At 67.4% G+C, this 26,070-nt stretch carries 28 protein-coding genes and 1 tRNA gene; 13 read left to right on the top strand and 16 right to left on the bottom strand.

Annotated elements, in window-relative coordinates; translation table 11 throughout:
• Positions 1–48: 48 nt before the first annotated feature.
• Positions 49–1,278, bottom strand: coding sequence for a pyridoxal-dependent decarboxylase, exosortase A system-associated (locus tag CV103_RS04005; RefSeq protein WP_107394030.1), 1,230 nt, complete (start codon positions 1,276–1,278; stop codon positions 49–51).
• Positions 1,275–2,741, bottom strand: a complete 1,467-nt coding sequence (locus CV103_RS04000; RefSeq protein WP_107394135.1) for an acyl-CoA ligase (AMP-forming), exosortase A system-associated — start codon at positions 2,739–2,741, stop codon at positions 1,275–1,277. Before CV103_RS04000 ends, CV103_RS04005 begins: the two co-directional genes overlap by 4 nt.
• A gap of 195 nt (positions 2,742–2,936) precedes the next feature.
• On the opposite strand from CV103_RS04000, the gene CV103_RS03995 reads away from it, so the two are divergent.
• A complete protein-coding gene (locus CV103_RS03995; protein WP_107394029.1) occupies positions 2,937–3,212 on the top strand; it encodes a phosphopantetheine-binding protein in 276 nt (91 codons plus the stop codon).
• 20 nt (positions 3,213–3,232) lie between these two features.
• Here CV103_RS03995 and trxB read toward each other — a convergent pair whose 3' ends face one another.
• The 7 genes from trxB to CV103_RS03960 form a co-directional block, all read right to left on the bottom strand.
• Positions 3,233–4,204 carry a thioredoxin-disulfide reductase gene (gene trxB, locus CV103_RS03990; protein WP_107394028.1) on the bottom strand — a complete coding sequence of 324 codons (972 nt, stop codon included), beginning with the start codon at positions 4,202–4,204 and terminating at the stop codon, positions 3,233–3,235.
• A gap of 146 nt (positions 4,205–4,350) precedes the next feature.
• Positions 4,351–4,425 (bottom strand) — tRNA-Val (locus CV103_RS03985).
• A 183-nt stretch (positions 4,426–4,608) separates the two neighbouring features.
• Positions 4,609–4,881 carry an HU family DNA-binding protein gene (locus tag CV103_RS03980; RefSeq protein ID WP_015457349.1) on the bottom strand — a complete coding sequence of 91 codons (273 nt, stop codon included), beginning with the start codon at positions 4,879–4,881 and terminating at the stop codon, positions 4,609–4,611.
• 227 nt (positions 4,882–5,108) lie between these two features.
• Positions 5,109–7,508 carry an endopeptidase La gene (lon, locus tag CV103_RS03975; RefSeq protein WP_015457350.1) on the bottom strand — a complete coding sequence of 800 codons (2,400 nt, stop codon included), beginning with the start codon at positions 7,506–7,508 and terminating at the stop codon, positions 5,109–5,111.
• A 214-nt stretch (positions 7,509–7,722) separates the two neighbouring features.
• Positions 7,723–8,283 carry a TIGR00645 family protein gene (locus CV103_RS03970; RefSeq protein WP_107394027.1) on the bottom strand — a complete coding sequence of 187 codons (561 nt, stop codon included), beginning with the start codon at positions 8,281–8,283 and terminating at the stop codon, positions 7,723–7,725.
• A gap of 128 nt (positions 8,284–8,411) precedes the next feature.
• Positions 8,412–8,711: a GIY-YIG nuclease family protein gene (locus tag CV103_RS03965; protein WP_107394026.1), complete on the bottom strand. Its 300-nt coding sequence runs from the start codon at positions 8,709–8,711 to the stop codon at positions 8,412–8,414.
• Positions 8,712–8,790: 79 nt separating this feature from the next.
• Positions 8,791–10,302 carry a replicative DNA helicase gene (locus tag CV103_RS03960; RefSeq protein WP_015457353.1) on the bottom strand — a complete coding sequence of 504 codons (1,512 nt, stop codon included), beginning with the start codon at positions 10,300–10,302 and terminating at the stop codon, positions 8,791–8,793.
• A 116-nt stretch (positions 10,303–10,418) separates the two neighbouring features.
• Between CV103_RS03960 and CV103_RS03955 the strand changes: the two genes are divergently transcribed.
• From CV103_RS03955 to dcd, 5 genes are all read left to right on the top strand, one after another.
• Positions 10,419–10,907 (top strand): MarR family winged helix-turn-helix transcriptional regulator, encoded by a 489-nt coding sequence (locus CV103_RS03955; protein ID WP_236626840.1) that lies wholly within the window; start codon positions 10,419–10,421, stop codon positions 10,905–10,907.
• Positions 10,904–11,947: an HlyD family secretion protein gene (locus tag CV103_RS03950; RefSeq protein WP_015457355.1), complete on the top strand. Its 1,044-nt coding sequence runs from the start codon at positions 10,904–10,906 to the stop codon at positions 11,945–11,947. The genes CV103_RS03955 and CV103_RS03950 overlap by 4 nt, the downstream gene beginning before the upstream one ends.
• A gap of 77 nt (positions 11,948–12,024) precedes the next feature.
• A complete protein-coding gene (locus CV103_RS03945; RefSeq protein ID WP_015457356.1) occupies positions 12,025–12,507 on the top strand; it encodes a UPF0262 family protein in 483 nt (160 codons plus the stop codon).
• Between the two features lie 9 nt (positions 12,508–12,516).
• The gene (locus tag CV103_RS03940; protein ID WP_211314345.1) at positions 12,517–12,981 is read left to right on the top strand and encodes a cytidine deaminase; all 465 of its coding nucleotides are present in this window, start codon (positions 12,517–12,519) and stop codon (positions 12,979–12,981) included.
• Positions 12,981–13,535: a dCTP deaminase gene (gene dcd, locus CV103_RS03935; RefSeq protein WP_015457358.1), complete on the top strand. Its 555-nt coding sequence runs from the start codon at positions 12,981–12,983 to the stop codon at positions 13,533–13,535. Before CV103_RS03940 ends, dcd begins: the two co-directional genes overlap by 1 nt.
• Before the next feature lie 34 nt (positions 13,536–13,569).
• Here dcd and CV103_RS03930 read toward each other — a convergent pair whose 3' ends face one another.
• The gene (locus CV103_RS03930) at positions 13,570–14,568 is read right to left on the bottom strand and encodes a retroviral-like aspartic protease family protein (RefSeq protein ID WP_107394025.1); all 999 of its coding nucleotides are present in this window, start codon (positions 14,566–14,568) and stop codon (positions 13,570–13,572) included.
• A 123-nt stretch (positions 14,569–14,691) separates the two neighbouring features.
• Here CV103_RS03930 and CV103_RS03925 point away from each other — a divergent pair, with 123 nt between their 5' ends.
• Both CV103_RS03925 and CV103_RS03920 read left to right on the top strand, forming a co-directional pair.
• A complete protein-coding gene (locus CV103_RS03925; protein WP_107394133.1) occupies positions 14,692–15,153 on the top strand; it encodes a YbaY family lipoprotein in 462 nt (153 codons plus the stop codon).
• A 181-nt stretch (positions 15,154–15,334) separates the two neighbouring features.
• Complete coding sequence (locus CV103_RS03920) at positions 15,335–16,183, top strand: alpha/beta fold hydrolase (protein ID WP_015457361.1); 849 nt, start codon at positions 15,335–15,337, stop codon at positions 16,181–16,183.
• Between the two features lie 159 nt (positions 16,184–16,342).
• Here the strand turns inward: CV103_RS03920 and CV103_RS03915 are convergent, their stop codons facing one another.
• The gene (locus CV103_RS03915; protein ID WP_070934241.1) at positions 16,343–16,933 is read right to left on the bottom strand and encodes a DUF924 family protein; all 591 of its coding nucleotides are present in this window, start codon (positions 16,931–16,933) and stop codon (positions 16,343–16,345) included.
• On the opposite strand from CV103_RS03915, the gene dapF reads away from it, so the two are divergent.
• The 4 genes from dapF to ispZ are packed head-to-tail and all read left to right on the top strand — an operon-like array spanning position 16,932 to position 20,525.
• A complete protein-coding gene (gene dapF, locus CV103_RS03910; RefSeq protein WP_015457363.1) occupies positions 16,932–17,726 on the top strand; it encodes a diaminopimelate epimerase in 795 nt (264 codons plus the stop codon). The genes CV103_RS03915 and dapF overlap by 2 nt on opposite strands.
• Positions 17,723–18,967 (top strand): tRNA (N(6)-L-threonylcarbamoyladenosine(37)-C(2))-methylthiotransferase MtaB, encoded by a 1,245-nt coding sequence (gene mtaB, locus CV103_RS03905; protein WP_107394023.1) that lies wholly within the window; start codon positions 17,723–17,725, stop codon positions 18,965–18,967. Before dapF ends, mtaB begins: the two co-directional genes overlap by 4 nt.
• A complete protein-coding gene (gene ftsY, locus CV103_RS03900; RefSeq protein ID WP_015457365.1) occupies positions 18,964–19,890 on the top strand; it encodes a signal recognition particle-docking protein FtsY in 927 nt (308 codons plus the stop codon). Before mtaB ends, ftsY begins: the two co-directional genes overlap by 4 nt.
• Positions 19,887–20,525 (top strand): septation protein IspZ, encoded by a 639-nt coding sequence (ispZ, locus tag CV103_RS03895; protein ID WP_015457366.1) that lies wholly within the window; start codon positions 19,887–19,889, stop codon positions 20,523–20,525. Before ftsY ends, ispZ begins: the two co-directional genes overlap by 4 nt.
• A gap of 51 nt (positions 20,526–20,576) precedes the next feature.
• Here ispZ and CV103_RS03890 read toward each other — a convergent pair whose 3' ends face one another.
• Positions 20,577–21,341, bottom strand: coding sequence for an AraC family transcriptional regulator (locus tag CV103_RS03890; protein WP_015457367.1), 765 nt, complete (start codon positions 21,339–21,341; stop codon positions 20,577–20,579).
• Between the two features lie 96 nt (positions 21,342–21,437).
• Here CV103_RS03890 and CV103_RS03885 point away from each other — a divergent pair, with 96 nt between their 5' ends.
• Positions 21,438–22,679: an MFS transporter gene (locus CV103_RS03885; protein ID WP_245896637.1), complete on the top strand. Its 1,242-nt coding sequence runs from the start codon at positions 21,438–21,440 to the stop codon at positions 22,677–22,679.
• A gap of 104 nt (positions 22,680–22,783) precedes the next feature.
• Here the strand turns inward: CV103_RS03885 and CV103_RS03880 are convergent, their stop codons facing one another.
• From CV103_RS03880 to pspF, 4 genes are all read right to left on the bottom strand, one after another.
• Positions 22,784–23,089 (bottom strand): hypothetical protein, encoded by a 306-nt coding sequence (locus CV103_RS03880; protein ID WP_107394021.1) that lies wholly within the window; start codon positions 23,087–23,089, stop codon positions 22,784–22,786.
• Positions 23,090–23,333: 244 nt separating this feature from the next.
• Positions 23,334–23,960, bottom strand: a complete 627-nt coding sequence (locus tag CV103_RS03875) for a superoxide dismutase (protein WP_015457370.1) — start codon at positions 23,958–23,960, stop codon at positions 23,334–23,336.
• Positions 23,961–24,101: 141 nt separating this feature from the next.
• Positions 24,102–24,836, bottom strand: a complete 735-nt coding sequence (locus CV103_RS03870; RefSeq protein ID WP_015457371.1) for a glycosyltransferase family 25 protein — start codon at positions 24,834–24,836, stop codon at positions 24,102–24,104.
• 45 nt (positions 24,837–24,881) lie between these two features.
• Positions 24,882–25,943 (bottom strand): phage shock protein operon transcriptional activator, encoded by a 1,062-nt coding sequence (pspF, locus tag CV103_RS03865; RefSeq protein WP_015457372.1) that lies wholly within the window; start codon positions 25,941–25,943, stop codon positions 24,882–24,884.
• Positions 25,944–26,070: the final 127 nt, after the last annotated feature.

Here is a 26,070-nt window from a genome sequence, read left to right as displayed (position 1 = left end):
GGCCGCCCCTTTCCTGACGCGCCTTCGCTCAATCCAGCGGATGCCGCCCTAGCCGACCATCATTTCAATGGCCGGCGGGTGGCCCAGGAAGGCCGAGGGGCTGGCAGTGGCCCCGTAGGCGCCGGCCATGAACACGGCGACGATATCGCCCACCTCCGCGCGGGGCAGCAGCACCTTTTCGGCAAGCCGATCCAGCGGGGTGCAGAGGCAGCCGACGATGCTCGCCACCTCGGCCGCTTCCTCCGTAAAGCGGCTGGCGATGGCCACCGGATAGTTGCGGCGGACGACCGTGCCGAAATTGCCCGACGCCGCGAGCTGGTGATGCAGCCCGCCATCGGTGACGAGGAAGACCTCGCCATGGCTGATCTTCCGGTCGACGATGCGGGTCAGGTAGACGCCCGCCTCTCCCACCAGCCAGCGGCCAAGCTCGATCGCGAACGCGCTTTGGGCAAGCGCCGCCGGGCGATCGGCCAGCCTTTCGCCCAGCGCCGCACCGATGGCGGCGATATCGAGCGGCTTTTCCGTGGGGAAATAGGGAATGCCGAAACCGCCGCCGAGATTGACGAGCGGCGGTAGCGCGCCGACCTCCCCTGCCAGCCTTGCGGCGAGCGCGAGCGTGGCGGCCTGCGCCTCGATGATCGCGGCGGCATCCAGCGCCTGCGATCCGGCAAAGATGTGGAAGCCGCGCCAGTCCGCCCCGGCGGCGATCATATCGCGGCAGAGCGCGGCCGCCTCCGCCTCGTCCACGCCGAAGGGCCGCGCACCGCCGCCCATGCGCATGCCCGATCCCTTGATCTCGAAATCGGGGTTCACCCGCACGGCGAGCCTGGGCCGGATGCCGAGCCGCCCGGCAATGGCGATGGCGCGCCAGCCTTCGGCAGCGGATTCCAGGTTCAGGGTGACGCCGGCGGCGATCGCGGCCTCGAGTTCCCGATCGCGCTTGCCGGGGCCGGCAAAGGAGACGTGATCGGCAGCCATGCCGCTGGCGAGCGCGACGCCCATCTCGCCCGCCGAAGCGACGTCGAGGCCGTCCACCAGCCCCACGAAGGCGGCGACGACATCCGGGTGCGGATTGGCCTTCATCGCATAATGGATCGCGACCTCAGCGGGCAGCGCGGCCCGAAGCGCGGCAACGCGCGCGGCCATGATCGCGCGGTCATAGACGAAGAGCGGCGTATCCCCGGCCTCGGCGACCAGCGCGGAGACGGGATGGCCGCCCACGGCAAGCTCGCCGCCGATCGCCCGGTAATCGACCGGGATGGTTCCCATCGGCTTCATGCCGCAAGCTCCGCCTTCAGGCCGGCGCGATCGACCTTGCCATTGGCGTTGCGGGGAAGATCCGCCCGCCAGACGATCGCGCGCGGCTGCATGAAATTGGGGAGATCGCGCTTCAGCGCATCGCGCAGCGCCGCCTCCTGCGCGGGATCGCCCCTGAGGACGAGGAGGATCGCCTCGCCCAGCCGATCGTCCGCCACGCCGATGGCGACGGCTTCCGCCGCAAGCCCGGTGGCGATGGCGGCTTCCTCCACCTCCGTCGGGCTGACGCGGTTGCCGGACGTCTTGATCATCTCGTCATCGCGGCCGACGAAGTGGAGCAGCCCCTCCCCGTCCACCGCCACCGTATCGCCGGACCAGACGGCGGTGCCGCCATGGCGCGAATGGGAGGGCGCGGGGCGGAAGCGGTGCGCGGTCCGCTCCTCATCGCGCCAATAGCCTTGCGCCACCAGCGGGCCGGCATGGACCAGCTCGCCCGGCTCGCCGGCTTCGGTGGGGCTGCCGTCGGCGCGGACCACCATCACCTCGGCGAAGGGAATGGCGCGGCCGATCGATTCCGGGTGGGCATCGACCAGGGCGGGATCGAGATAGGTGGAACGGAACGCCTCCGTCAGCCCATACATCGAATAGAGATCAGCATTGGGGAAGAGCGCGCGCAGACGGCGGATCAGCGGCACCGGCAGGCGGCCGCCCGAATTGGTCAGGCGGCGCAGGCGGGCGGCGGTTTCGGCCGGCCAGTCCGCCTCGGCAAGCTGCACCCACAAGGGCGGCACGCCGGCCAGCGTGGTGATGGCGTGGCGTTCCACCGCGCGGATCACGTCGCGCGCGGTGAGGTAATCGAGCGGGTGGACGCAGCCCCCCGCCGCCCAGGTGGAAAGCAGCTGGTTCTGGCCGTAATCGAAGCTGAAGGGCAGCACGGCGAGCGTGCGGTCATCCGGCCTAAGCCGCAGATAATGCGCGACGGAAACGGCACCCAGCCAGAGATTGGCGTGGCTCAGCATCACCCCCTTGGGCCGGCCGGTGGAGCCGGAGGTATAGAGGATGGCGGCCAGACCGGCCGGATCGGCCGAGGACGGCGGCAGGCCGGACTGGGCGGCGAGCGTGGCGGCGCCGGCCTCGTCCTCGATCAGCAGCGCGCAATCGGCGGGGCGGTCCCCCGCCTCCAGCGTCGCGACGCGGCTGGGGCCGGCGATCAGTAGCGCGGCCCCGCTATCGGCGAGGATGTGGGCAAGCTGGGCGCGCTTCAGCAGCGGGTTGACGGGAACGTGGACGAAGCCGGCCCGCGCGCAGGCCAGCGGCAGCAGGCTCGCCAGCCGCGTCTTGGCCAGCCATGAGGCGACGCGCGCGCCGGGGGCGAGGCCGCGATCGGCCAGCGCGCGGGCCAGCGCGCCCACCGCGCGATCGAGCCCCGTATAATCCAGCGCGCCAGCCCGATCGACCAGCGCCAGCGCATCGGCCGCGCCCATCAGCGGCAGATGATCGAGCGGGCGGGGATCGGGATTGGGATCGGTCGCGGGCACCCCTCATGCTCCTTCGCGCTGATGCTGGGCCGGAGGCGATAGCGCGCCCACGGCCCGGTGGAAACCCGGCCGATGCTTGTCCCGCGCGTGCGAAGCGGCTAGGCGACCGCCGTTCGGGTTCGCCAGAAGACGAGGGATTAGATGGTCGGCGATGGGATCGATGTCGAAACGGCGGTTCGCGGCGTGCTGGGCGACCTGCTCGGGCTGGGCGATGCGCGCACGGCCGCGCTCGAACCCGGAACGCCGCTGTTCGGCGCCATGCCGGAACTCGATTCGATGGCGGTGGCCGGCCTGCTGACGGAGCTGGAGGACCGGCTGGGCATCATCATCGACGATGACGAGGTGGACGGCGAGCTGCTGGAAAGCTTCGGCGCGCTGGTGGCCTTCGCCAAGGCCAAGGTGGCGAAGGCGGCCTGAGGCCGCCTCCCCCCATATCCTCAGGCCGCGACCGTGGCCTTCGCCTCGAAATCGGCATGGGCCAGGAAGCGTTCCGCATCCAGCGCCGCCATGCAGCCCGTGCCCGCCGCCGTCACCGCCTGGCGATAGACCTTGTCCATCACGTCGCCGCAGGCGAACACCCCGGCCACGCTGGTCCGCGTGCTGCCCGGCTCCACCGCGATATAGCCGTCGCTGTCGAGCGCGATATGGCCGCGGAAGAGATCGGTGGCCGGCGAATGGCCGATCGCGACGAAGCCGCCGTCGACATCGAGGCTGCTAACCTCACCCGTCACCGTATCGCGCAGCGAGAGCGCGACGAGGCCCTCGGGATCGCCGCCGCCCACGAACTCCGCGACTTCCTTGTTCCACAGCACCTTGATGCGCGGATGGGCGAAAAGGCGGTCCTGGAGAATCTTTTCCGCGCGCAGCGAATCGCGGCGGTGGATCAGCGTCACGTCCGGGCTGTGGTTGGTCATGTAGATCGCTTCCTCGACCGCGGTGTTGCCGCCGCCGATCACCGCGACCTTCTTGCCGCGATAGAAGAAGCCGTCGCAGGTGGCGCAGGCGGAAACGCCCTTGCCCTGCAGCTTCAGCTCGCTGGGCAGGCCCAGCCAGCGCGCCTGGGCGCCGGTGGCGATCACCACCGTATCGCCTTCATAGACGGTGCCGCTGTCGCCGATGAGGCGGAAGGGGCGCTTCGAGAAATCGACCTCGACGATCGTGTCCCACATCATCCGCGCGCCGACATGCTCGGCCTGGCGCTGCATCTGCTCCATCAGCCACGGGCCCTGGATGACGTCCGCGAAGCCCGGATAATTCTCCACATCGGTGGTGATGGTCAGCTGGCCGCCCGGCTGGATGCCCTGCAGCACGATCGGCGCCATCCCGGCGCGTGCGGCATAGATCGCCGCCGAAAGGCCAGCCGGCCCCGAACCGAGGATGAGCATGCGGGTGGAATGGGTCGCGGTCATGGATCGCCTTTGCTCGTGAATCTCAATATCTCGCGCCCGAGATAGGGCGTGGGGGGGCCACACCGCAAGGAATGGAAATTCTCGCGGCCCGGAAAGGCTGGCTCGGGCGCCGGCCGGAAAACATCGCTGGAAGGAGGAAAGAAGCGTGGTGGGCGCGACAGGGATTGAACCTGTGACCCCACCCGTGTGAAGGGTGTGCTCTACCGCTGAGCTACGCGCCCACGCTTCGCTTGGGGCCGATCATCGGGGCCAGCGGGGCTGGCGATCGGCGTTGCGGGGAGGCGCTTAGGCGGTCGCCGCGGACTTGTCCAGCCCCATCGGCGAGATATCCCCAGATCATCGCGACATCGCGCGCGATCGCGGAGAAGCGGCCGGCCCGATCCCCACCGGGCCGGCCCCGATCCTTAGTTGACCGCGTCCTTCAGGCCCTTGCCCGCCTTGAACTTCGGCTGGCTGGAAGCCTTGATCTTCATCGGCTCGCCGGTGCGCGGGTTGCGGCCGGTGGATGCCTTGCGCTTGGAGACCGAGAAGGTGCCGAAGCCGACGAGGCGAACCTCATCCCCCTTCTTGAGCGCGCCGCTGATCGTATCGAAAACCCCTTCCACGGCCTTCGAAGCGTCGTTCTTGCTGAGGCCTGTCGCCTCGGCGACCGACGCGATCAGTTCTTGCTTGTTCATGCCCGAGGAACCCCCTTGAATAAGGTGCGATTATTTGAGTCGCGGCCAAGGCCGGGCGCGCATCTAAGAACAGCGCCGATAGGCGTGTCAAAAGGAAAGCGCGCCTAAATAGCGGGTTTTTCGAGGTTCGGGCCGATTTGGCGCGGCTCGATTCGGTGCCGGAGCGAAAAAAGAAAGGCGGCGACCCGGTAAAAACCGGATCGCCGCCCCTCGTTCGCCTTGGCGAATCAGTGGTGAATCGCAGCCCCGGCCTCGCCGGCAAGATGCGGCACGGGCGGCGCGGCCAGATCGTCCGCTTCCGTCCAGTCGATCGGCGAAACCGGCTGGGCCAGCGCCAGGGCCAGCACCTCATCGACATGCTTGACCGGCGTGATCTTCAGCCCTTCGCGGATATTGGCGGGGATTTCCGCCAGATCCTTCTCATTCTCCTGCGGGATCATCACGTGGGTGATACCGCCGCGCAGCGCCGCCAGCAGCTTTTCCTTGAGGCCGCCGATCGGCAGCACCCGGCCGCGCAGCGTGACTTCGCCCGTCATCGCCACCTCGCGCCGTACCGGAATGCCGGTGAGCGTGGAGACGATCGCGGTGACGATGCCGATGCCGGCGGAAGGGCCGTCCTTGGGCACCGCGCCCTCGGGCAGGTGGATATGCACGTCCTTGCGGCCGAACAGGCTGGGCTTGATGCCATAAGCCGGCGCGCGGGCCTTCACGAAGGAGAAGGCGGCCTGCACCGATTCCTTCATCACGTCGCCCAGCTTGCCGGTGGTGGCGATGGCGCCCTTGCCCGGCACGGTGACGGCCTCGATCGTCAGCAGCTCGCCACCGACTTCCGTCCAGGCGAGGCCGGTGACGGCGCCGATCTGGTCCTCCTCCTCGCCCACGCCGAAGCGGAACTTGCGGACGCCGGCGAACTCGGAAAGATTTTCGGGCGTGATCTCGACCGTTTCGGCCTTGCCTTCGAGGATGCGGCGCAGCGCCTTGCGGGCGAGCTTCGCGATCTCCCGCTCCAGCGTGCGGACGCCGGCTTCGCGGGTATAATAGCGGATCAGGTCGCGCAGGCCGGCGTCGGTGAGGATGAACTCACCGGCCTTCAGCCCATGCGCCTCGATCTGCTTGGCGATCAGGTGCGCCTTCGCGATCTCGACCTTCTCGTCCTCGGTATAGCCTTCGAGCCGGATGATCTCCATGCGGTCGAGCAGCGGCTGCGGCAGGTTCAGCGAGTTGGCGGTGGTGACGAACATCACGTCCGACAGGTCGACATCGACCTCCAGATAATGATCCTGGAACTTGCTGTTCTGTTCCGGGTCGAGCACCTCCAGCAGCGCGGACGCGGGATCGCCCCGGAAATCCTGGCCGAGCTTGTCGATCTCGTCGAGCAGGAAGAGCGGGTTGGACGTGCCCGCCTTCTTGAGGTTGGTGACGACCTTGCCCGGCAGCGAGCCGATATAGGTGCGGCGATGGCCGCGGATCTCGGCCTCGTCGCGCACACCGCCCAGCGACTGGCGCACGAATTCGCGCCCCGTCGCCTTGGCGATCGAGCGGCCGAGCGAGGTCTTGCCCACGCCGGGCGGGCCGACGAGGCACAGGATCGGCCCCTTCAGCTTGTTGGTGCGCGCCTGGACCGCGAGATATTCGACGATCCGCTCCTTCACCTTCTCCAGCCCGTAATGATCGGCATCGAGCACGGCCTGGGCGACGGCGATATCCTTCTTGAGCTTCGACTTCTTACCCCAGGGCAGGCCGAGCAGCACGTCCAGATAATTGCGGACGACGGTCGCTTCGGCCGACATCGGCGCCATGGTGCGCAGCTTCTTCAGCTCCGCATTCGCCTTTGCGCGGGCCTCCTTCGAAAGCTTGAGCTTGGTGATCTTCTGCGCCAGCTCGGCCAGCTCGTCGCCGCCCTCGCCTTCCTCGGCATTGCCCAGCTCGCGCTGGATCGCCTTGAGCTGCTCGTTCAGATAATATTCGCGCTGGGTCTTCTCCATCTGCCGCTTCACGCGGCTGCGGATCTTCTTTTCCACCTGGAGGACGCCCAGCTCGCCTTCCATGAAGGCGAAGGCCATTTCGAGCCGCTTGGCGGGATCGAGCTCGACGAGCAGGGTCTGCTTGTCGGCGACCTTGATGTTGATGTTGGACGACACCGCATCGGCCAGCCGCGCCGGATCCTCGATCTGGCTGAGCTGGACGGCGGTTTCGGCCGGCATCTTCTTGTTGAGCTTCGCGTAATTTTCGAACTGCTCGACCACCGAGCGCATCAGCGCCGCGATCTCGTCACCCTCGGCCGGCTGATCGTCGATCAGGTCCACCGAGGCGGTCAGATGATCGCCGTCGGCATCGAGCGTGGCGAGCGCCGCGCGCTGGCGTCCCTCCACCAGCACGCGCACGGTGCCGTCGGGCAGCTTCAGGAGCTGGAGAACGGTGGCGACGACGCCGATATCATAGAGCGCGTCGCGATCGGGATCATCCTCGGACGGATCGAGCTGGGCGACCAGGAAGATCGCCTTGTCCGCCGCCATCGCGCTTTCCAGCGCGGCCACCGATTTGTCGCGCCCCACGAAGAGCGGAACGATCATCTGCGGGAACACGACGATGTCGCGCAGCGGCAGGACGGGGAGGATTTCGGTCATGCAAACTCCGATGCGGGGCGGAAAGGTCGAGGCCGCCCGCGTGATTCCTTGGTCACTTATCTGTTATATATATGGGCGCGGCGCCGTCCCGCATCAACGGGCGCACGGAATCCTCTTCATATCGGGTCTGAAACAAAATCCTTCCGCGGCGATAATCTCCTTGTGTCGCAGCGTCTTGGTGCGGGGAAGGCGGCGGCGCCCTCCCCCGCCCGCCTCAGTGCCGCGTCTGCGTCATCCGATCGACCCAGGCGATGCCCAGCGCGGAGAGGATGAAGGCCATGTGGATGATCGCCTGCCACATCACGCCCGTCTCCGTGACGCGCGCGCCGGGCATGCCAATGGCGCTCGCCTCGATGAAGGTCCGCAGCAGATGGATGGAGGAGATGCCGATGATCGCCATAGCGAGCTTGACCTTCAGCACGCCCGAATTGACGTGGCTCAGCCATTCGGGGTTGTCCGGGTGCCGTTCCAGCCGCAGCCGCGAGACGAAGGTTTCATAACCGCCGACGATCACCATCACCAGCAGGTTGGATATCATCACCACGTCGATCAGGCCGAGCACGACGAGCATGATCTGCTGCTCCCCGAAATCGGCGGCGTGGGTGACGAGGTGCCACAACTCCTTGAGGAACAGGAAGACATAGACGCATTGCGCGACGATCAGCCCGACATAGAGCGGAAGCTGCAGCCAGCGCGACGAGAAGATCAGCAACGGCAGCGGCCGGAGCCGCGCGGGGGTTTCGATCGGGGGCGTGGGATCGGGAAGACTGGCCATCGGTCCTTGGAAACATGGTTGACGGGATGGACACCCTGTAGAGGCCATCCGCGCCGGTTTCTGTTTCAAAGCTTTGCGGGCCGAAGTTGGCGTGCGTCCTTTCCGTCACCCCAGCGCAAGCTGGGGTCTCAGGATGCAAGTCCGATGTCATCCGCCAGATCGTGCCAGCATGGATTGACCATCTCGATAAGCGCCACCTTCCAGGCACGCTTCCATGCCTTGAGCGCCTTCTCACGCGCGATCGCTTCCTCGATCGAGGAATGCGGCTCGACAAGCACGAGCCTCTGCAGATTGTAGCGCCGGCAAAAGGCCGATCCCAGGCCTTCGCGATGCTGCGCCACTCGTGCCGCCAGATGCGCGGTTACACCGATATACAGCACGCCGCGCGGCTTGTTGGTCATGATATAGGTCCAGCCGCCGCGCTCCATGATCGGAATCTAGCGGCAACCTCATGAGATGCCAGCCTGCGCTGGCATGACGAAGAAAGAGAACGGAGCGTCTCCGCCCCTACCGTTCCGGGCGCAGGCGATCGTCGGCCAGGTCGCTGAACTTGGTGAACTTGCTCTCGAACTTCAGCGTCACGGTCGCGGTGGCGCCGTGGCGGTTCTTGGCGATGACAAGCTCGGCCAGGCCGTGGGCATCGGCCATCCGCTTCTGCCAGGTATCGAAGGCGGAAACCGCGCCGGCATCGTCGCCGGCATCAACCGACGCTTCCTTCGGTTTCTCGAAATTGATGTAATATTCCTCGCGATAGACGAACCAGACGATATCGGCGTCCTGCTCGATCGATCCGGATTCGCGCAGGTCCGAAAGCTGCGGCCGCTTGTTCTCGCGGCTTTCGACCGCGCGGCTGAGCTGGGAGAGCGCGATCACCGGAACGTGCAGTTCCTTGGCGAGCTGCTTGAGGCCGCGGCTGATTTCCGAAATTTCCTGCACGCGGTTGCCGTCGCGCGAATTGCCGGAGCCCTGGAGGAGCTGGAGATAGTCGACCACGATCAGGTCGATGCCGCGCTGGCGCTTCAGCCGGCGGGCGCGGGTGCGCAGCGCCGCGATGGTGAGACCGGGCGTGTCGTCGATATAGAGCGGCAGATTCTCCAGCTCCGCCGCCGCGCGGGCGAGGTTGCGGAAATCCTGGTGGCTGATGTCGCCCATGCGCAGCTTCTGCGAGCTGATCTCCGCCTGTTCGGACAGGATACGGGTGGCGAGCTGGTCCGCCGACATTTCGAGGCTGAAGAAGGCGACGCCGGCGCCCACCGACCTGGCATCGGGAATGCCGTCCTCCCGGTCGCGCACGCGGCGTATCGCGGCGCTGAAGGCGATGTTGGTGGCGAGCGAGGTCTTGCCCATGCCGGGGCGGCCGGCGAGGATGATGAGGTCCGAACGGTGGAGGCCGCCGATCCGGCTGTTCACGCTATCGAGGCCGGTGGTGATGCCGGAGACATGGCCGCCCGAATTGAGCGCGCGCTCGGCATTTTCGACCGCCAGCTTGGTGGCCTGGCCGAAGCTCTTGACGCTGCCCTGCTCGCCGCCTTCCTCCGCCACGCGGTAGAGCGCGACCTCTGCCGCCTCGATCTGGCTCTTGGGATCGACCGACTCGCTGGTGTCGAGCGCGTTTTCCACCATGTTGCGGCCGACGCCGATCAGTTCGCGCAGCAGCGCGAGATCGTAGATCTGGGTCGCGAAATCGCGCGCGCCGATCAGCGCGGCGCCGCTGCCGGTCAATTGCGCGAGATAGCCGGGGCCGCCCAGCTCGCGCATCGCCTCGTCCCCTTCGAACATCGGACGGAGCGTGACGGGGTTGGCGACCATGTTGCGATCGACCAGCTTGAGGATCGCATCATAGACGCGGCCATGGACGGGTTCGAAGAAATGATCCGAACGCAGGCGGACCTGCACGTCCTCGCACAGGCGGTTATCGATCATCAGCGCGCCGAGGAGGGCGGCTTCCGCCTCCACGTTGCGCGGCAATTCGGCGGCATCCGCGGAAGCCGCGGGCATCAATCGGACAGGTTCGGCCATGGCGCGCATCATCGCCGATGCGGGCCGCCGCGACAATCGGAAAGGCGAGTCCCTCCCGCGAAATGCAGACGAACCTCAACCTTGCAATGCCTATGGCATGGCAGGATAATATAAGCATGACTACGAATAGCCCCGACATGCCGGCCAATGTCCCGGAAAGCATCGGATTGCTGCTGCACGATACGGCGCGCGCCTTCCGCTACCGCTTCGACGCGCGGGCGCGCGGGCTGGGGGTGACGCGCCAGCAATGGCGCGCCTTGTTCCACATCTCCCGCAACGAAGGGCTGAACCAGGCCGAACTGGCCGACCGGCTGGAGGTGGAGCGGATCACGCTCTGCCGCATGGTCGACCGGCTGGCCGAGGCCGGGCTGGTCGAACGCCGCGCCGATCCGCGCGACCGGCGGGTATGGCGGCTCCATCTGCTGCCCGCCGCCCATGCCATCGTCGATCGGCTGGAGGCGCTGGGCAAGGAAGTGGAAGGCGAGGTTCTGGCCACATTGACGAAGGATGAGCGAAACCAGCTGGTTGACAGCCTGGAACGGCTCCGCGAGGCGCTGCGCGAGAAAGACGGGCGCCCCGGCGACGCGCGAAAGCAGGTAGCATGAACGACATGACATCGATCAAGGCGGACGGCGCGGCCGAGGTGGCGGGCAAGGCCCGGTCGCGCTGGCGGTGGCCGCTGATGCTTTCCGTTCCGGCCGTGATCCTGGCCGGCGGCGGCTGGCTGTGGGCGACGAGCGGGCGGAGCGTTTCGACCGACAACGCCCAGGTGGGCGCCGACATCATCAGCATATCGCCGGAGGTGGGCGGCCGGATCGTCGAGGTAGCGGTGCGCGAGAATCAGCGGGTGAAGAAAGGCGACCTGCTGTTCCGCATCGATCCCGAACCCTATCGCATCGCGCTGGCCCAGGCGGAGGCGGACGTGGGCAATGCCCGCATCCAGGTGAACGAGATGTCGAGCACCTTCGTTTCCAAAGAGGCGGATATCGGGGCGATGGCATCGGACGTGCAGCTCGCCCAGGAGAATTTCGCGCGGCAGAAGGACCTGCTGGACAAGGGCTTCACCACCCGCGCCGCCTATGACGCGGCACGCGCGGCGCTGGCATCGGCCGAGGCGAAGCGCGCGGTGGCGTCCGCCGACGCCAATGCCGCCCGCGCCAAGCTGGGCACCGCCGGCGCCGGCCTGCATCCGCAGATCGCCGCCGCCATCGCCGCGCGCGACAAGGCCGCGCTGGACCTCGCCCGCACCGAGATCCGCGCGCCGGCCGACGGCGTGATCGTGCAGGTGGACAAGCTACAGCCCGGCTCGATGGCGATCGCGTCGCTGACCAGCGCGACGCTGGTGGCGGGCGGCAATTACTGGGTGGACGCCAATTTCAAGGAAACCCAGCTCGCCCATGTCCGCGTCGGCCAGAAGGCGGAGATCGCCTTCGACGCGATGGACGGCAAGGCGTGCGCCGCCCATGTCGCCAGCATCGGATCGGGCACGGGATCGCAATTCTCGATGCTGCCGGCCCAGAATGCCACTGGCAATTGGGTGAAGGTCACCCAGCGCGTGCCCGTGCGGCTGAAGCTGGACTGCACCCCCGATCGCCCGCTGGTGGCGGGATCGAGCGCGGACGTCACCGTCCACGTGCGGAGCTGAGGGGCGGGGAGGCCCGCCTCCCCTCCTCCGCCCTTTGCGATTCGCCGGCCGCTCGGATAACAGCGGGCGGGACACCTATGGCCGATCCGCGCATCATCGCCGTCGATCTCGACGACAAGACGATCATCTGGCGCAATGCCGATGTCGAGCAGGAACGGCGGATCGCGATCTTCGATCTGCTGGAGGGCAATCATTTCCATCCCCAGCGGGATTATCCGCAAGGCTATGCCGGCCCCTACCGCATTCGCCTGCGGGTGGAGGAAGGGCGGCTGGCGATCGACATTTCGAGCGCGGACGGCCAGCTCCTGGAAACGCTGATCCTGGGGCTTGCGCGGTTCCGCCGGCCCATCAAGGATTATTTCGCGATCTGCGACAGTTATTACCAGGCGATCCGCCAGGCCACGCCCCAGCAGATCGAGACGGTGGACATGGCGCGGCGCGGCATCCACAACGAGGCGGCGGATCTGCTGATGGAACGTTTGCGGGGGAAGATCGACGTGGATTTCGATACGGCGCGGCGCCTGTTCACGCTGATCTGCGTGCTGCATATCCGGGGTTGAGGACGAAACGTGGCTGAAGTGGACCTGGGCGACGTCGCCGGCGCCGTGCTGATCGATGCCGCGCGCGAGGCGGCCCGCAACGCGCACGCGCCTTATTCGCGCTTCGGCGTGGGCGCGGCGCTGCTGCTGGAGGATGGCGCGATCATCCCCGGCACCAATTTCGAAAATGCCAGCTATGGCCTCTCGCTCTGCGCGGAAACGGTGGCGCTGGCGGCCGCCAACGTCGCCGGGCGGCTGCGCGACGTGGTGGCGATCGGCATCGTCGGCGGGCGGATCACGCCCGGCGGGCTCGCAGGGGCCGATCCGGTGCGCCCCTGCGGCCGCTGCCGCCAGATATTGAACGAGGCCGCGCAGCTGGGCGGCCGCGACATCGTGATCCATTGCGCTTCGGGCGATGGCGGCGCGGTGGAGCGCCACCTCCTGTCCGAACTCCTGCCCTTCGCCTTCGGGCCCGACGATCTGGGATTGAGCTGATGTCCATCATGTCCGACAAGTGGATCCGCGAGCGCGCGCTGGCGGACGGGATGATCGAACCCTTCGTCGAGGCGCAGCGGCGCGACGGCTGCATCAGCTACGGCCTGTCCTCCTACGGCTATGACGCGCGCGTGGCGGACGAGTTCAAGATCTTCACCAACGTCGATTCGGCGACGGTGGACCCCAAGGATTTCGCCGCCAACAGCTTCGTCGATCGCAAGACGGACTGCTGCATCATCCCGCCCAACAGCTTCGCGCTGGCCCGCACCGTGGAATATTTCCGCGTGCCGCGCGACGTGCTGGTGATCTGCCTCGGCAAGTCGACCTATGCCCGCTGCGGCATCATCGTGAACGTGACGCCGCTGGAACCCGGCTGGGAAGGCCATGTGACGCTGGAATTTTCCAACACCACGCCGCTGCCCGCCAAGGTCTATGCCAATGAAGGCGCGTGCCAGTTCCTGTTCCTGCAGGGCAACGAGCCGTGCGAGACGAGCTATGCCGACCGCGCCGGCAAATATATGGGCCAGCGCGGCGTCACCCTGCCCCGGCTCTGAGCCGGTCGCGCGGCCGCCCCGCCAAGCCGTCCCGCTAAAGCGCCGGTGCGGCGGCGCCCGCCGTTTCGCGGCTGGCAAGGCCCCGCCTGCCCATTTCGCGCGGCAGGAAACGCACGCGCTTGTTGCCGAAATCCACCGACACCCGCTCGAACGAACGAAGCAGGTCCATCCCCAGCAGCATCGCCGGCTTGTTGGACAGGCCGAACATCTTGAAGGGATGGGCCTCCGTCCAGGCGATCGAGAGATTCTCCACGCGCAGGCCGCCGATCCGCATCTTGGGCAGCTGGCCCATCTCCGCCTGCAGCGAACGGCCGGCGACATCCACCAAAGTCACCACCTGCACCGAACCCTGCTTGCCCTTGCTCGCCAGCTTCCGGCGCAGCGCATTGTTGCCGATCGAAACCTGCGCGCCGGAATCGAGGATGACGCTCACCTTCTCCCCGTCGATATCGGCATCGACCAGGATCAGCTGGCCATATTTGCGCCGCGCCTTGACGACGATCGTGTCGGGGTCCGCCGGCTCCTCCCGCACCACGCGCGAGGGGTAGATCTTCATGTTGCCGGCGATGAAATCCATCTCCACCCGTTGGTTGACGAGGCCGTCGACGCCCAGCAGGCCCGACACGCCGAGATGCTGATCGGCCAGCACCGGCGCCGTTACCCCCTTCACTTCCAGTTCGCCGACCTGGAGGGTGGATATCTTCGCCGTGCCGATCCGGTTCTCGCCGCCCATGCTGTGCATCAGGGCGCCGGCGCCCTTGGGCAAATCGAGCCGGTCGGACAGGCTGCGCGCCACCACGGTGCGATCGGAACCGGTATCGACCGCGAAATGATAGGGCCCACTGCCGTTGATATAGACGCCCACCGTCATCCGCTCTGCGGTATCGAGCGCCGTCACCAGCGTCTGCACCTCCTGCGAATCCAGGGCAGGCGCCGAGCTGACGACGGACGGCACCGACGCCACGGGCGGCTGCACCGCCGCACCGGCCGCGACCGAGGCGATCACGCCCGCGAATATGGTATCGAGAAGCATCCCCACGGCCTCCGATGGTGTAATAGCCGATTATAACACGCGGGCATGCGCAACAGAAGCGTGACGGCCATCCGCAAAACGGGCATGATCGCCGTAACTTGGCGCGTTTTCGAGGAGAGAGGGATGAAATCCGCCCTGCCTGTCCGGTCCCTCCTGCTGGTGGCGGCGTTGCCGCTCGCCGCCGGGGCGTGCCAGATGACGGTTCCGTTCAACACCGCGCCCGGCCACGCGGGCGCCAGGGTGGAGCCGAGCAGGCTGGTGCTGCTGGAAGGGATCGCCGTCTATCGCCAGCGCATAGCGCTGCCGCCCGATGCCGTGCTGGTCGTCCGCATCGAGGACGTCTCCCTCGCCGATGCTCCGTCCACGCTGATCGCGGAGGCGCGGCTGCCCACCGAAGGCCGGCAGGTGCCGCTGCCCTATGAGGTGCAATATGATCCCGCCCGCATCCTGCCGGGCCATCGCATCGCCGTGCACGGCCGGATCGAGGACGGCGCCGGCAAGCTGCTGTGGATCACCGACACCTTTATCCCGCTACCGGCCGAGGGCGAGCGCGCGGATCTGCCGCTGGTGCAGGTCGGCGGCTGACGGCGGAACATGGGCGCAGCTTGCGCCCGGAAAGCGTCGTCATCTCCCTCCCCGAACACCGATGCGAGCACCCCCGCCGCGCCGCCAACCCCAAGGCAAAACCCAACGCGAACGCTTGCCGATAAGCCCATTCTTGTGCGAGATGCGCCCCAACAATGATCGGAGGATGCGCATGTCGGCAATGAGCTTTGACGAAACCAGCCGGATATTGGACGATGCGGGCGGCGCGCTCCATTATCATGAAGCGGGTTCGGGCGAGGTGCTGCTGCTGCTCCACGGTTCGGGGCCGGGCGTGACAGGCTGGGCCAATTTCGGCCGCAACCTGCCCTTCTTCGCCGAACGTTTCCGCACCATCATCCTCGACCTGCCGGGCTACGGCAAGAGCGCGCCGGTGGATGGCCTGCCGGTGCCGGCGGCGGTGGATGCGGTGCGCCGCTTCCTCGACGGCATGGGAATCGAGAAAGCCCATATCCTCGGCAACAGCTATGGCGGGATCGTCGGCGGGCAGTTCGCCGCCGCCTATCCCGATCGCGTGCGGCGCTTCGTCACCATCGGCGGCATCGGCGTATGGATCCTCAGCACCTTCCCCGCGGAAGGGCTGACCCGGCTCGTGGACTTCGTGGAGCAGCCCTCGCGCGAACGGCTGGTGCAGTGGCTGGAATCGATGGTGTTCGACAAGTCGATCCTGACCGAGGAACTGATGGAGATGCGCTGGAAATCGGCCACCGATCCGGTGACGATGGAAACCAGCAAGAAGATGTATACCCGCCAGGCGCTGGAGGCGATCGCGGCCTTCAACCGCGGCCCGGATGCGGCGCAGGGCTTCGCCTATCTGCCGAAGATCAAGGCGCCGACGCTGATCGCCTGGGGCCGCGACGACCGGGTGAACCCGCTGGACGGCGCGCTCGTGCCGATGCGCCTGATCCCCAACGCCGAACTGCATGTCTTCCCGAATTGCGGCCATTGGGCGATGATCGAGCGCAAGGCCGAATTCGAAAATGTCGTGATGGCCTTCCTGACGCGGGACTGACCACGCACGAAGGCCCACGCACGAAGGCGCGGGGCCACCCTCCCCTCCCCGCCAGGGGAGGGGCCGGGGTGGGCACGGAGCGGTGGGCTCGACACCGATCGGCGCAGCCCGGCACGCCATCCGAAATCCGTTAGCTTCGCAAACCCTGCGGAACCCGCTTCAGAACCCCGCCCCCGGCTGGCGAAGCAGTTCCACCTCCTCCGGCGTCGATGTCCGCCCCAGCGCGGCGTTGCGGCCGGGAAAACGGCCGAAGCGGGCGATCTGCGCGCAATGGCGGCGGGCGAAATCGGCGGTATTATCGCCCAGCCGGTCGAACAGCGGCAGGCCGCGCAGCTGATCGTCCAGCCGCTCGCAATGCATCAGCGGCATATAGAGGAAATGGCGCTCGTCGTCCGACATCGCCTTGTCCCAGCCCTTGGCGATCGCCTCGCCGGTCAGCGCGCGGGCCAGCGGATCGTTGGCGAAGGCATCCGCCCTCCCCCGCCTTATGTTGCGCGAAAACTGATCCAGCAGGATCACCGCCGCCAGCAGCGTGCGCGGATGGGCGCGCCAGCCCGCGCCATGGCAGGCCGCCACCGCATCGATCAGCGCGCCGAACCGGCCGGCAATCTCTGCATCCAGCGCGTCATCTCTGGCGAAACGCTTGTCCGGCGGCGTATCCGCCAGCCAGAAGGCGAGCACGGCATCCGCCTGCTCCCAGATCGCCTCTTTATGGACTTCCGCCGCCTGCGGCCCTAGATCGCGCGCCATGTCCCTTCGCTTCCACAAGATGCATGGCCTCGGCAATGATTTTGTCGTCGTCGATGCGCGCACCGATCCCGTCGCCATCGATGCGGATCGCGCCCGCGCCATCGCCGATCGCCATACCGGCATCGGCTGCGATCAGATCATCCTGATCGGCCCCGGCAGCGATACCGATGTCTCGATGCGCATCTGGAACGCCGACGGGTCGGAAGTGGCCGCCTGCGGCAACGCCACCCGCTGCGTGCCCGTGCTGGTGGGCCGCGACGTTTCGATCCGCACCGCCGCCGGCATCCTTCACGCCGCGCTGGAAGGCGATGGCGCGACCGTGGACATGGGCAAGCCCAGCTTCGACTGGAACGCGATCCCGCTCGCTTATGCCATGGACACCCGCGCCCTGCCACTGGCCTGGGGGGAACTGGCCAATCCCGTCGCCGTCAATGTCGGCAACCCGCATGTCGTGTTCTTCGTGCCGGACGTGCATGCCGTGCCGCTGGAGACGCTGGGGCCGGACATCGAATATGATCTCGTCTTTCCCGAACGGATCAACGTCAACATCGCCCACGTCCTCGCGCCCGATCATCTCGTGATGCGGACATGGGAACGCGGCGCCGGGCTGACGCGCGCCTGCGGCACCGGGGCCTGCGCCACCTTCGCGGCCGGGCGGCTGCTCGATCTGCTGGCCCCGTCCGCACGGCTCGACCTGCCGGGCGGCAGCCTGCGGCTGGCCGAAAGCGGGGACGGCCATCTGCTGATGAGCGGGCCGGCCACCCACGTCTTCACCGGCGAGGCCAGCCTTTGAGCGGACCGGAGCTCATCACCCTCGGCTGCCGGCTGAACATCGCCGAGAGCGAGGCGATGCGCGCGCTGGCCGGCGACGGCGAGGATGTGGTGATCGTCAATAGCTGCGCGGTGACGGCGGAGGCGGTGCGCGAGACCCGCAAGGCCATCCGCCGCGCCAGCCGTGCCCGGCCCGAGGCGCGGATCATCGTTACCGGCTGCGCCGCCCAGATCGATCCCGCGAGCTTCGCCGCCATGCCGGAAGTCGCCCGCGTGGTCGGCAATGCGGACAAGCTGAACCCCGCGAGTTTCGCGCCATCGGCCGCCGGCGGTGACACGATCGTCTCCGACATCTTCGCCGTGCGGCAGACCGCCCCGCACATGGCCGCCGCCTTCGCCGAGCACGCCCGCGCCTTCGTCGAGGTGCAGAATGGCTGCGACCATCGCTGCACCTTCTGCATCATTCCCTTTGGCCGCGGAAACAGCCGATCCCTGCCCGCCGGGCTGGTGATAGACAGGGTGAAGGCACTGGTCGATGCCGGCCATCGCGAGGTGGTGCTGACCGGCGTCGACCTCACCAGCTACGGCCCCGACCTGCCCGGCGCACCGACCCTGGGCATGCTTGTCGAGCGCATCCTCGCCCATGTGCCCGCGCTCGAGCGGCTGCGGCTCTCCTCGCTCGATTCGGTGGAGATCGACGACCGCCTGTTCGACCTGCTGACCGGCGAGGCGCGGATCATGCCGCACCTCCACCTTTCGCTCCAGGCCGGCGACGACATGATCCTGAAGCGGATGAAGCGCCGCCACAGCCGCGCGCAGGCGATCGCCATCATCGACCGGCTGAAGGCGAAGCGGCCGGAAATCGCGATCGGCGCGGACCTGATCGCCGGCTTCCCTACCGAGGACGAGGCGATGGCCGCCAACACGCTGGCGATGATCGACGATTGCGACGTGGTGTTCGGCCACATCTTCCCCTTCTCCCCGCGCGAGGGGACGCCCGCCGCGCGCATGCCCCAGATCGACCGCGCCACGATCCGCACGCGGGCGGCCCGGCTGCGCGAGGCGGCCGACCGGCGGCGCGCGGGGTGGCTGCAAGGCCTGGTCGGCACGCGGCAGCGCCTGCTGGTGGAGCGCGACGGCCGGACCGGCCATGCCGAGAATTTCGCGCGCATGAAGCTCGCCAACCCGGCCGAGCCCGGCGCCATCCTTCCCGTCCGCGCCCTCGCGCGCGAGCATGACACGCTGATCGCGGAACCCGCATGACCGACACACCCTGGCACCAGAAGATATTGGGCGGCTTCCGCCGCACATCCGACCGGTTGGGCGAGAACCTGACCGGCCTGTTCACCAAGGCGCAGCTCGACAAGGCGACGCTGGACGAGATCGAGGAAGCGTTGATCGCATCCGACCTCGGCCCCGCGACCGCTGCCCGCGTGCGCGAACGGCTGGGCGATGCCCGCTACGACAAGGGCCTGACCGAGGAGGAGGTGCGCGAGATCGTCGCGCAGGAGGTGGCGAAGATCCTGGCGCCCGTGGCCAGGCCGCTGGAGATCGAGGCCTTCCCCCGCCCGCAGGTGATCCTGGTGATCGGCGTCAACGGATCGGGCAAGACCACGACGATCGCCAAGCTCGCCCATTATCTGAAGGAACAGGATTATTCGGTGATGCTGGTGGCGGGCGATACCTTCCGCGCCGCCGCCATCGGGCAATTGCAGGTCTGGGCCGATCGCGTGGGCGTGCCGATCATTTCCGGCAAGGAGGGCGGCGATGCGGCCAGCCTGGTCTATGAAGGGGTGAAGCAGGGCACGGCGACGGGCATCGACGTGCTGATCGTCGATACGGCGGGCCGCCTGCAGAACAAGGCCGGCCTGATGGACGAGCTTTCCAAGATCAGGCGGGTGCTGGGCCGGCTGAACCCGGAGGCGCCGCACGACGTTGTGCTCGTGCTGGATGCCACCACGGGGCAGAATGCGCTGAACCAGATCGAGGTGTTCCGCGACACGGCCGGCGTGACCGGCCTCGTGATGACCAAGCTGGACGGCACCGCGCGCGGCGGCGTGCTGGTGGCGGCGGCGGAGAAATACGGGCTTCCCGTCCATGCCATCGGCGTGGGCGAGGGGATGGATGACCTGAGGCCGTTCGATGCGATCGAAGTCGCGCGGGCGATTGCCGGTGTGAAGGAATGACCGACGTGACGGCAACGCCGAACGACAAGACGTCAAACGACAAGGCGGGAAAAAGGAAGAATGCCGGCGGCCTCGGCCTGCTGCTGGATTTCGGCCCACTGCTGATCTTCTTCCTCGCCTACAAGGTCTATGGCGTGTTCATCGGCACCGCCGTGTTCATGGTCGCGATCGTGGCGTCGCTGCTCATCTCCAAGATCAAGCTCGGCCATGTCTCGCCGATGCTGTGGCTTACGGCGATCCTGGTGGTCGGCTTCGGCGGGCTCACCATCTACCTCCACGATCCCAAGTTCATCCAGATCAAGCCGACGATCATCTATCTGCTGCTGGCGGGCCTGCTGTTCGGCGGGCTGCTGATGGGCAAGCCGATGCTGAAATATGTGCTGGAAGCCGCCTATGACGGCCTGAGCGACGTGGGCTGGCGCAAGCTTTCGCGCAACTGGGCCTGGTTCTTCCTGGCGATGGCGGTGGCGAACGAGCTGCTGCGCTGGCAGTTCGATTTCGATCAGTGGCTGACGATCAAGACCTGGGGCGTGACGGTGGTCTCGATCCTGTTCGGTATCGCCCAGCTGCCCATGCTGATGAAGAACGGCCTGTCGGTGGAGACCGAGGCGCCGCCCGTGCCCCCGCAGGGATGATTTATCGGCGCGGCGCCTCCCTCCGGATGCCGCGCCTCGGCGTCGAATATATCAGGACAGGCGGTAGCGGCTCGGCGGAACTCCGAGCATGCGCTTGAACATTGTCGAAAAATTGCCGGGGCCGTCATAGCCGAGATCATAGGCGATCGACGTCACCGGCTCTCCCGCCGCCAGTTTCGGAAGCGCGGCCGACAGGCAGGCCTGCTGGCGCCATTCGGCGAAGCTCATCCCCGTCTCGCGCCGGAAGAGCCGCGTGAAGCTGCGGCGGTTGATCCCCATGGCATCCGCCCATTCGTCGATCGTCGCGGCGGCATTCGGCCGCTCGAGGAAGGCATGGCATCGCCTTGCGAGCGCGGGATGCGACGGAAAGGGAACCGCCAGCGGGATCAGCGGCGCACGATCGATTTCCGCCATGAGGAGACGCATGACCAGCCCATCGCGGCCGGCGACGTCATATTCAGGCGGCACATGGGCGGCGGCACCCAGCAGCTGGCGGAGCAGCGGCGATACGCCGACGACCTGACATTCGGTTCCCCGCGCGGCGCACTCCCCGCGCTCGACGAGAACGCTGCGGGTCTGCACCGCGCCCACCATGCGGACCGAATGCGGCGTGCCGCCGGGAATCCAGACCGCCCGCTCGGGCGGCGCCACCCATGCCCCCGAAGGCGTGCTGACCGCCATCACGCCGGTCGCCGCATAGAGAAACTGGCTGCGGCGGTGGCGATGCTCCGCCAGCTCGAACGAATCCGGATAGTCGTGGCCGATCGCGATGACGGGGCGATCCACCTGATCATTCTCGTCGGGACGAAAGTGCATGATGTCCCACTCGCAAAAAAGATTGGCTCATGCAACCAAGCGGGAAAGAAATGCCGTTGCTAGAGAGGCGCCTCCCGAAAAGCGAAAGACCTGATCGTGACCGATACCGCCAGCCTGACCGCATCCCCCAACATCCCCCCTCCCGCCATGCCGCGTCAGGATGGGCCGAAGCTCGTGGTGCAGATCGTCGGCGCCGTCGCTTTCGCCCATCTCCTGAACGACCTGATCCAGGCGGTGCTTCCGGCCATATACCCGCTGCTCAAGGACAAATATCGGCTGAGCTTCGGCCAGATCGGGTGGATCGCGCTTGTGTATCAGGTCACGGCCTCGCTGCTCCAGCCGTGGATCGGCCTCTATACCGACAAGCGTCCCCTGCCCTATCTGCTGCCGCTCGGCATGATCGTCACGCTGGTGGGCGTCGGCGGACTGGCGATGGCCGACAGTTATCCGGCCCTGATCCTCGCCTCCGCCGTCATCGGCATCGGATCGGCGACCTTCCACCCGGAGGCATCGCGCGTCGCCAGGATGGCGTCGGGCGGCCGCTTCGGAACGGCCCAGTCGGCCTTCCAGGTCGGCGGGAACACGGGCTCGGCCCTCGGCCCCATCGTCGCGTCGGCGATCATCCTGCCGTTCGGGCAGACCGCGGTCGGCTGGCTCGCCTTCGTCGCCATCGCGGCGATCTGGGTGCTCTTCGGCGTCACGCGGTGGAGGGTGCGGCACAGCGCCGCGCAGACCGGCGCGCCTGCCGCATCCCATGCCTCGCCGCACAGCCGCGCCGAAATCGTCCGCGCGCTCGCCGCGATCGGCATCCTGATGTTCGCGAAATTCATCTACATCGGCGCCTTCACCAACTATTTCACCTTCTACCTCATCGAACGGTTCGGCCTGACGGCGCGCGAATCCCAATTCTATCTGTTCTGCTTCCTCGCCGCGGTCGCGGTCGGGACCTTCGCCGGCGGGCCGGTCGGCGATCGCATCGGCCGGAAAGCCGTCATCTGGGCATCCTTCCTTGGCGTGGCGCCCTTCGCGATGGTCCTGCCGCACGCCAATCTTTTCTGGACGACGCTCTTTGCCATCTCGATCGGCCTGATCATGTCGTCGGCGTTCGCCGCGCTCGTCGTATATGCTCAGGAACTCGTCCCGGGCCGCGTCGGGCTGGTGTCTGGGCTGATGTTCGGCCTGATGTTCGGGATCAGCGGGATCGGGGCGGCAGGGCTTGGCCAGCTCGCGGACATCCACGGCATCGTCTGGGTGTATAAGTTCTGCGCCTACCTGCCGCTTCTGGGCCTCGCGACGATCCTGCTGCCGCGCTCCCACAAGCATCGGCCAGGCCTCTGAATAGGAGGCGCCCGCAGCAGGCCCGTGCGAATTGACGGACCGCTCAAGCTTGCGCGGCGACGCATAAGGGCCGGCAGCCACAACCGCCGGCCCTTTTCAGCGTCCTACCAACGATAGCCGGATCGATAGCCATGGCCGCCGCGATAGCGATCGCGGTTGAGGTCTCGATAATAATCGTGGCGGGCTTCGGCCAGGTTGCGGCGATAGTCGCGCCGGGCCTCGATCACGTCGCGGCGGCTGTCCGCCCGGCGGAGATCGCGGCGGTAATCCCGTTCGGCCTCGCGCACGTCGCGCCGGTAATCGGCACGCGCCTCGCGGCGATCGTTCCAGCCGCGCGCTTCGGCGGAGGCCGGAGCCATCGCCACGGCGGCCGGGATCGCGGCCGCCAGCATCATCACCCATATACGCATGTTCACTCTCCTCTTGCCCGGACGAAAGCTGGGCCGGGGAGAGTGAACGCGCGATTTATCGCCTGCTTATAATGGGTTCAGGCAGAAGCTCTGAAATCATTTGAAAATGCGCGGAAGAGCGCATTTTGGTTCGGCACCGGCCCGCTCCCCCGCCCGGCCACCCAACGGCAGTATCTATGGGTGGCCGGGCGGGGGAGCGAGCCGGCGCCGCCGAATGGGCGAAAGCCCATTCCCGGACGATTTCTTATTGCTGCTGATCGGCGCGCGAGGCGCCCTGCCCGTCGAGATTCTGGGAGACGAAATCCCAGTTCACGATGTTCTTCAGCACCGTATCGGCGAACTTCGGCCGGGCGTTGCGATAATCGATGTAATAGGCATGTTCCCACACATCGAGGGTGAGCAGCGGCGCGCCGGCATCGTGGACGATCGGCGTATCGGCATCGTGGTAGGAGGTGACGACCAGCTTGTCGCCCTGCAGCAGCAGCCACGCCCAGCCGCTGGCGAAGTGGCCGACGGCCTCGGCCGCGAGCTTTTCGATCAGCGCGTCGGTCGATCCGAAGCCCGCGTCGATCAGGCCCTGCAGCTTGGCGGACGGCTTGGTCGATCCGGCGGGCGCCAGGCCCTGCCAGAAGAAGCTGTGGTTCCACACCTGCGCGGCGTTGTTGAACAGGCCCTTGTCGCCGGTATCCTTGGCCTTCTTCGTCACGTCGATCAGCGACAGGCCGGCCAGCCCCTTCTCATCGATCCAGCCGTTGACCTTGTCGACATAGGCCTGGTGGTGCTTGCCATGGTGATAATCGAACGTCTCGGCCGACATGTGCGGGGCGAGCGCGCCCTTGTCGTACGGCAGCGGGGGAAGGATGAATGCCATGACGCGAATCCTCTTTCTCGGGCGTTGATGCTGGCGACCTAAACCAACGGGAAGCCGATTGGGACCAATTTTTGCTTCTCGAAACCATCGGAGAATATGGGGGTATCCGCCCGGCGCGGCACGGCTTTCCCCCGGCCCGGCTCACCCCCGCCGCAACCGGCGCAGCCCCTGCACCACATCGCGGACGATCGGCAGCCGATCGTAGAGCTTTAGATCGTGAATGTCGGTGCGCGAGGCGCGCTGATGCGCGATCTCCGGCACGGTCGCGATCGTCCTGAACTGGGGGTGGGCGGCGCGGAACCAGCTATAGGCGCCGTCCACATGCATCGGCCCGCCTTCCGGGCTGCCGGGCGGGCGGGCCAGCATCGCTTCCAGATAGGGGACCAGCAGCTTGATCGCCGGGCGGCGGAAGGCGATGCAATGCGCCGTCACCACGGCCGTTGCGGGCGGGATGGCGGCGATGCCGGTAGCGGCGGCATCCGGCGCGGCGGGCATGCGATAGCCGCCGTAGAAGATCGTCCAGTCCGCCGCCGCCAGCGCATCGAGCACCGCCGGCAGCCGCGCCACCGCATCGCGCGGGAAGGTCACGTCATCCTCCAGGATCAGCACGGATTCCGCATCCTCGGCCAGCGCCTGGCGTAGGACGCCCAGATGGCTGAGGAAACAGCCGCGCGTGCCGATGGTGGGGAAGCCCGCGGCATCATCCGGGCGGACGGCGGGGAAGATCGCGGCGGGAACGTTGGCCGTGGCCGGCCCCAGCGCCAGCCCCAGGCCGGCCAGCTCGGCCTGGACCTCCGCCCGGCGATCGGTGCGGCGGGGCAGGTTGATCACGCGGATCGGGCCGATTTCCCGCACCAGACGCTCACCGATCGCCATAGCCGCCCGCCCCCGATATCCGCTGAAATCAGCCCCTGAATCCCATCAAGCGGACGCCTTGTCGAGCATGTTGTGGCGGCGCAGCGCGTGGCGAAGCTGATCGTAGCTGAGCTTGAGCGCGGCGGCCGTCGCCCGCTGGTTGTAGCGGCAGCGGCGCAGGGCGGCCTCGAGCAGCGCCTTTTCATGCGCATCGCAGGCCGCGCGGAAATCATCGCATTCCAGCGACAATGCGGCAGGCGTCGCCGGCGGAGCGGCGGGAGCCCCCTGCCCGGCCGTGGCGGGCGCGGCTGCCACCGCCTCGCCCTGGCGGCGCGCGCCCTCGCCCTTGGGGCGCCAGGGGGAATCGAACGGATCGAACTGGATGGCATCCACCGGCCGTTCGGGATCGTCCCAGCGATAGACGGCGCGCTCGACGACGTTGCGCAGCTCGCGGATGTTGCCCGGCCAGTCGTGGGTCTGCAGCACCTCCATCGCCGCCTCGCCGAAGCCCGGCCAGTGCGGCCAATCGAGCTCCGCCGCCATGCGCCGGCCGAAATGATCCGCCAGCACCACGACATCGCCCTCGCGCACGCGCAGCGGCGGCAGCGTCACCACCTCGAAGCTCAGGCGGTCGAGCAGGTCGGCGCGGAAGCGGCCGGCGGCGACGAGATCGGGAAGATGCTCGTTGGTGGCGGCAACGATGCGGACGTCGACCCGGATCGGCCGGCTGGAGCCGATGCGCGTCACCTCGCCATATTCGACCGCGCGCAGCAGCCGTTCCTGCGCGCCGGCCGAAAGCGTCGCCAGCTCGTCCAGGAACAGGGTTCCGCCGTCCGCTTCCTCGAACCGCCCCTGGCGCGCCTTGGTCGCGCCGGTGAAGGCGCCGGCCTCGTGGCCGAACAGCTCGGCCTCGATCAGGGTTTCGGGCAGCGCCGCGCAGTTGAGCGTGACCAGCGGGCCGCTCCATCGCGGGCTCAGGCGGTGGAGGCGCTCGGCGACCAGCTCCTTGCCGGTGCCGCGCTCGCCGATCACCAGAACCGGGCGGTTGAGGCCCGCCGCCCGGCTGGCGCGCTCCACCGAATCGAGGAAGGCGCCCGACTGGCCGATGAACTGATTGTCGCGTTCCATGTTGCCATCCGTAGCCGGCCTGGCGCCCATCGCCATCCGCCGCCCATCTTTGGCGTATTTTGCCAACCATTGGCAATATCTATCCTAGCGAATATTCCCGCCAATCCATCAAGAATGGCTGATTTCC

The organism is Edaphosphingomonas fennica, assembly GCF_003034225.1.
Lineage (GTDB): Bacteria > Pseudomonadota > Alphaproteobacteria > Sphingomonadales > Sphingomonadaceae > Sphingomonas_E > Sphingomonas_E fennica.
Note: the sequence above shows the minus strand (reverse complement) of the source record. Positions and strands in the feature narration are given on the sequence as shown.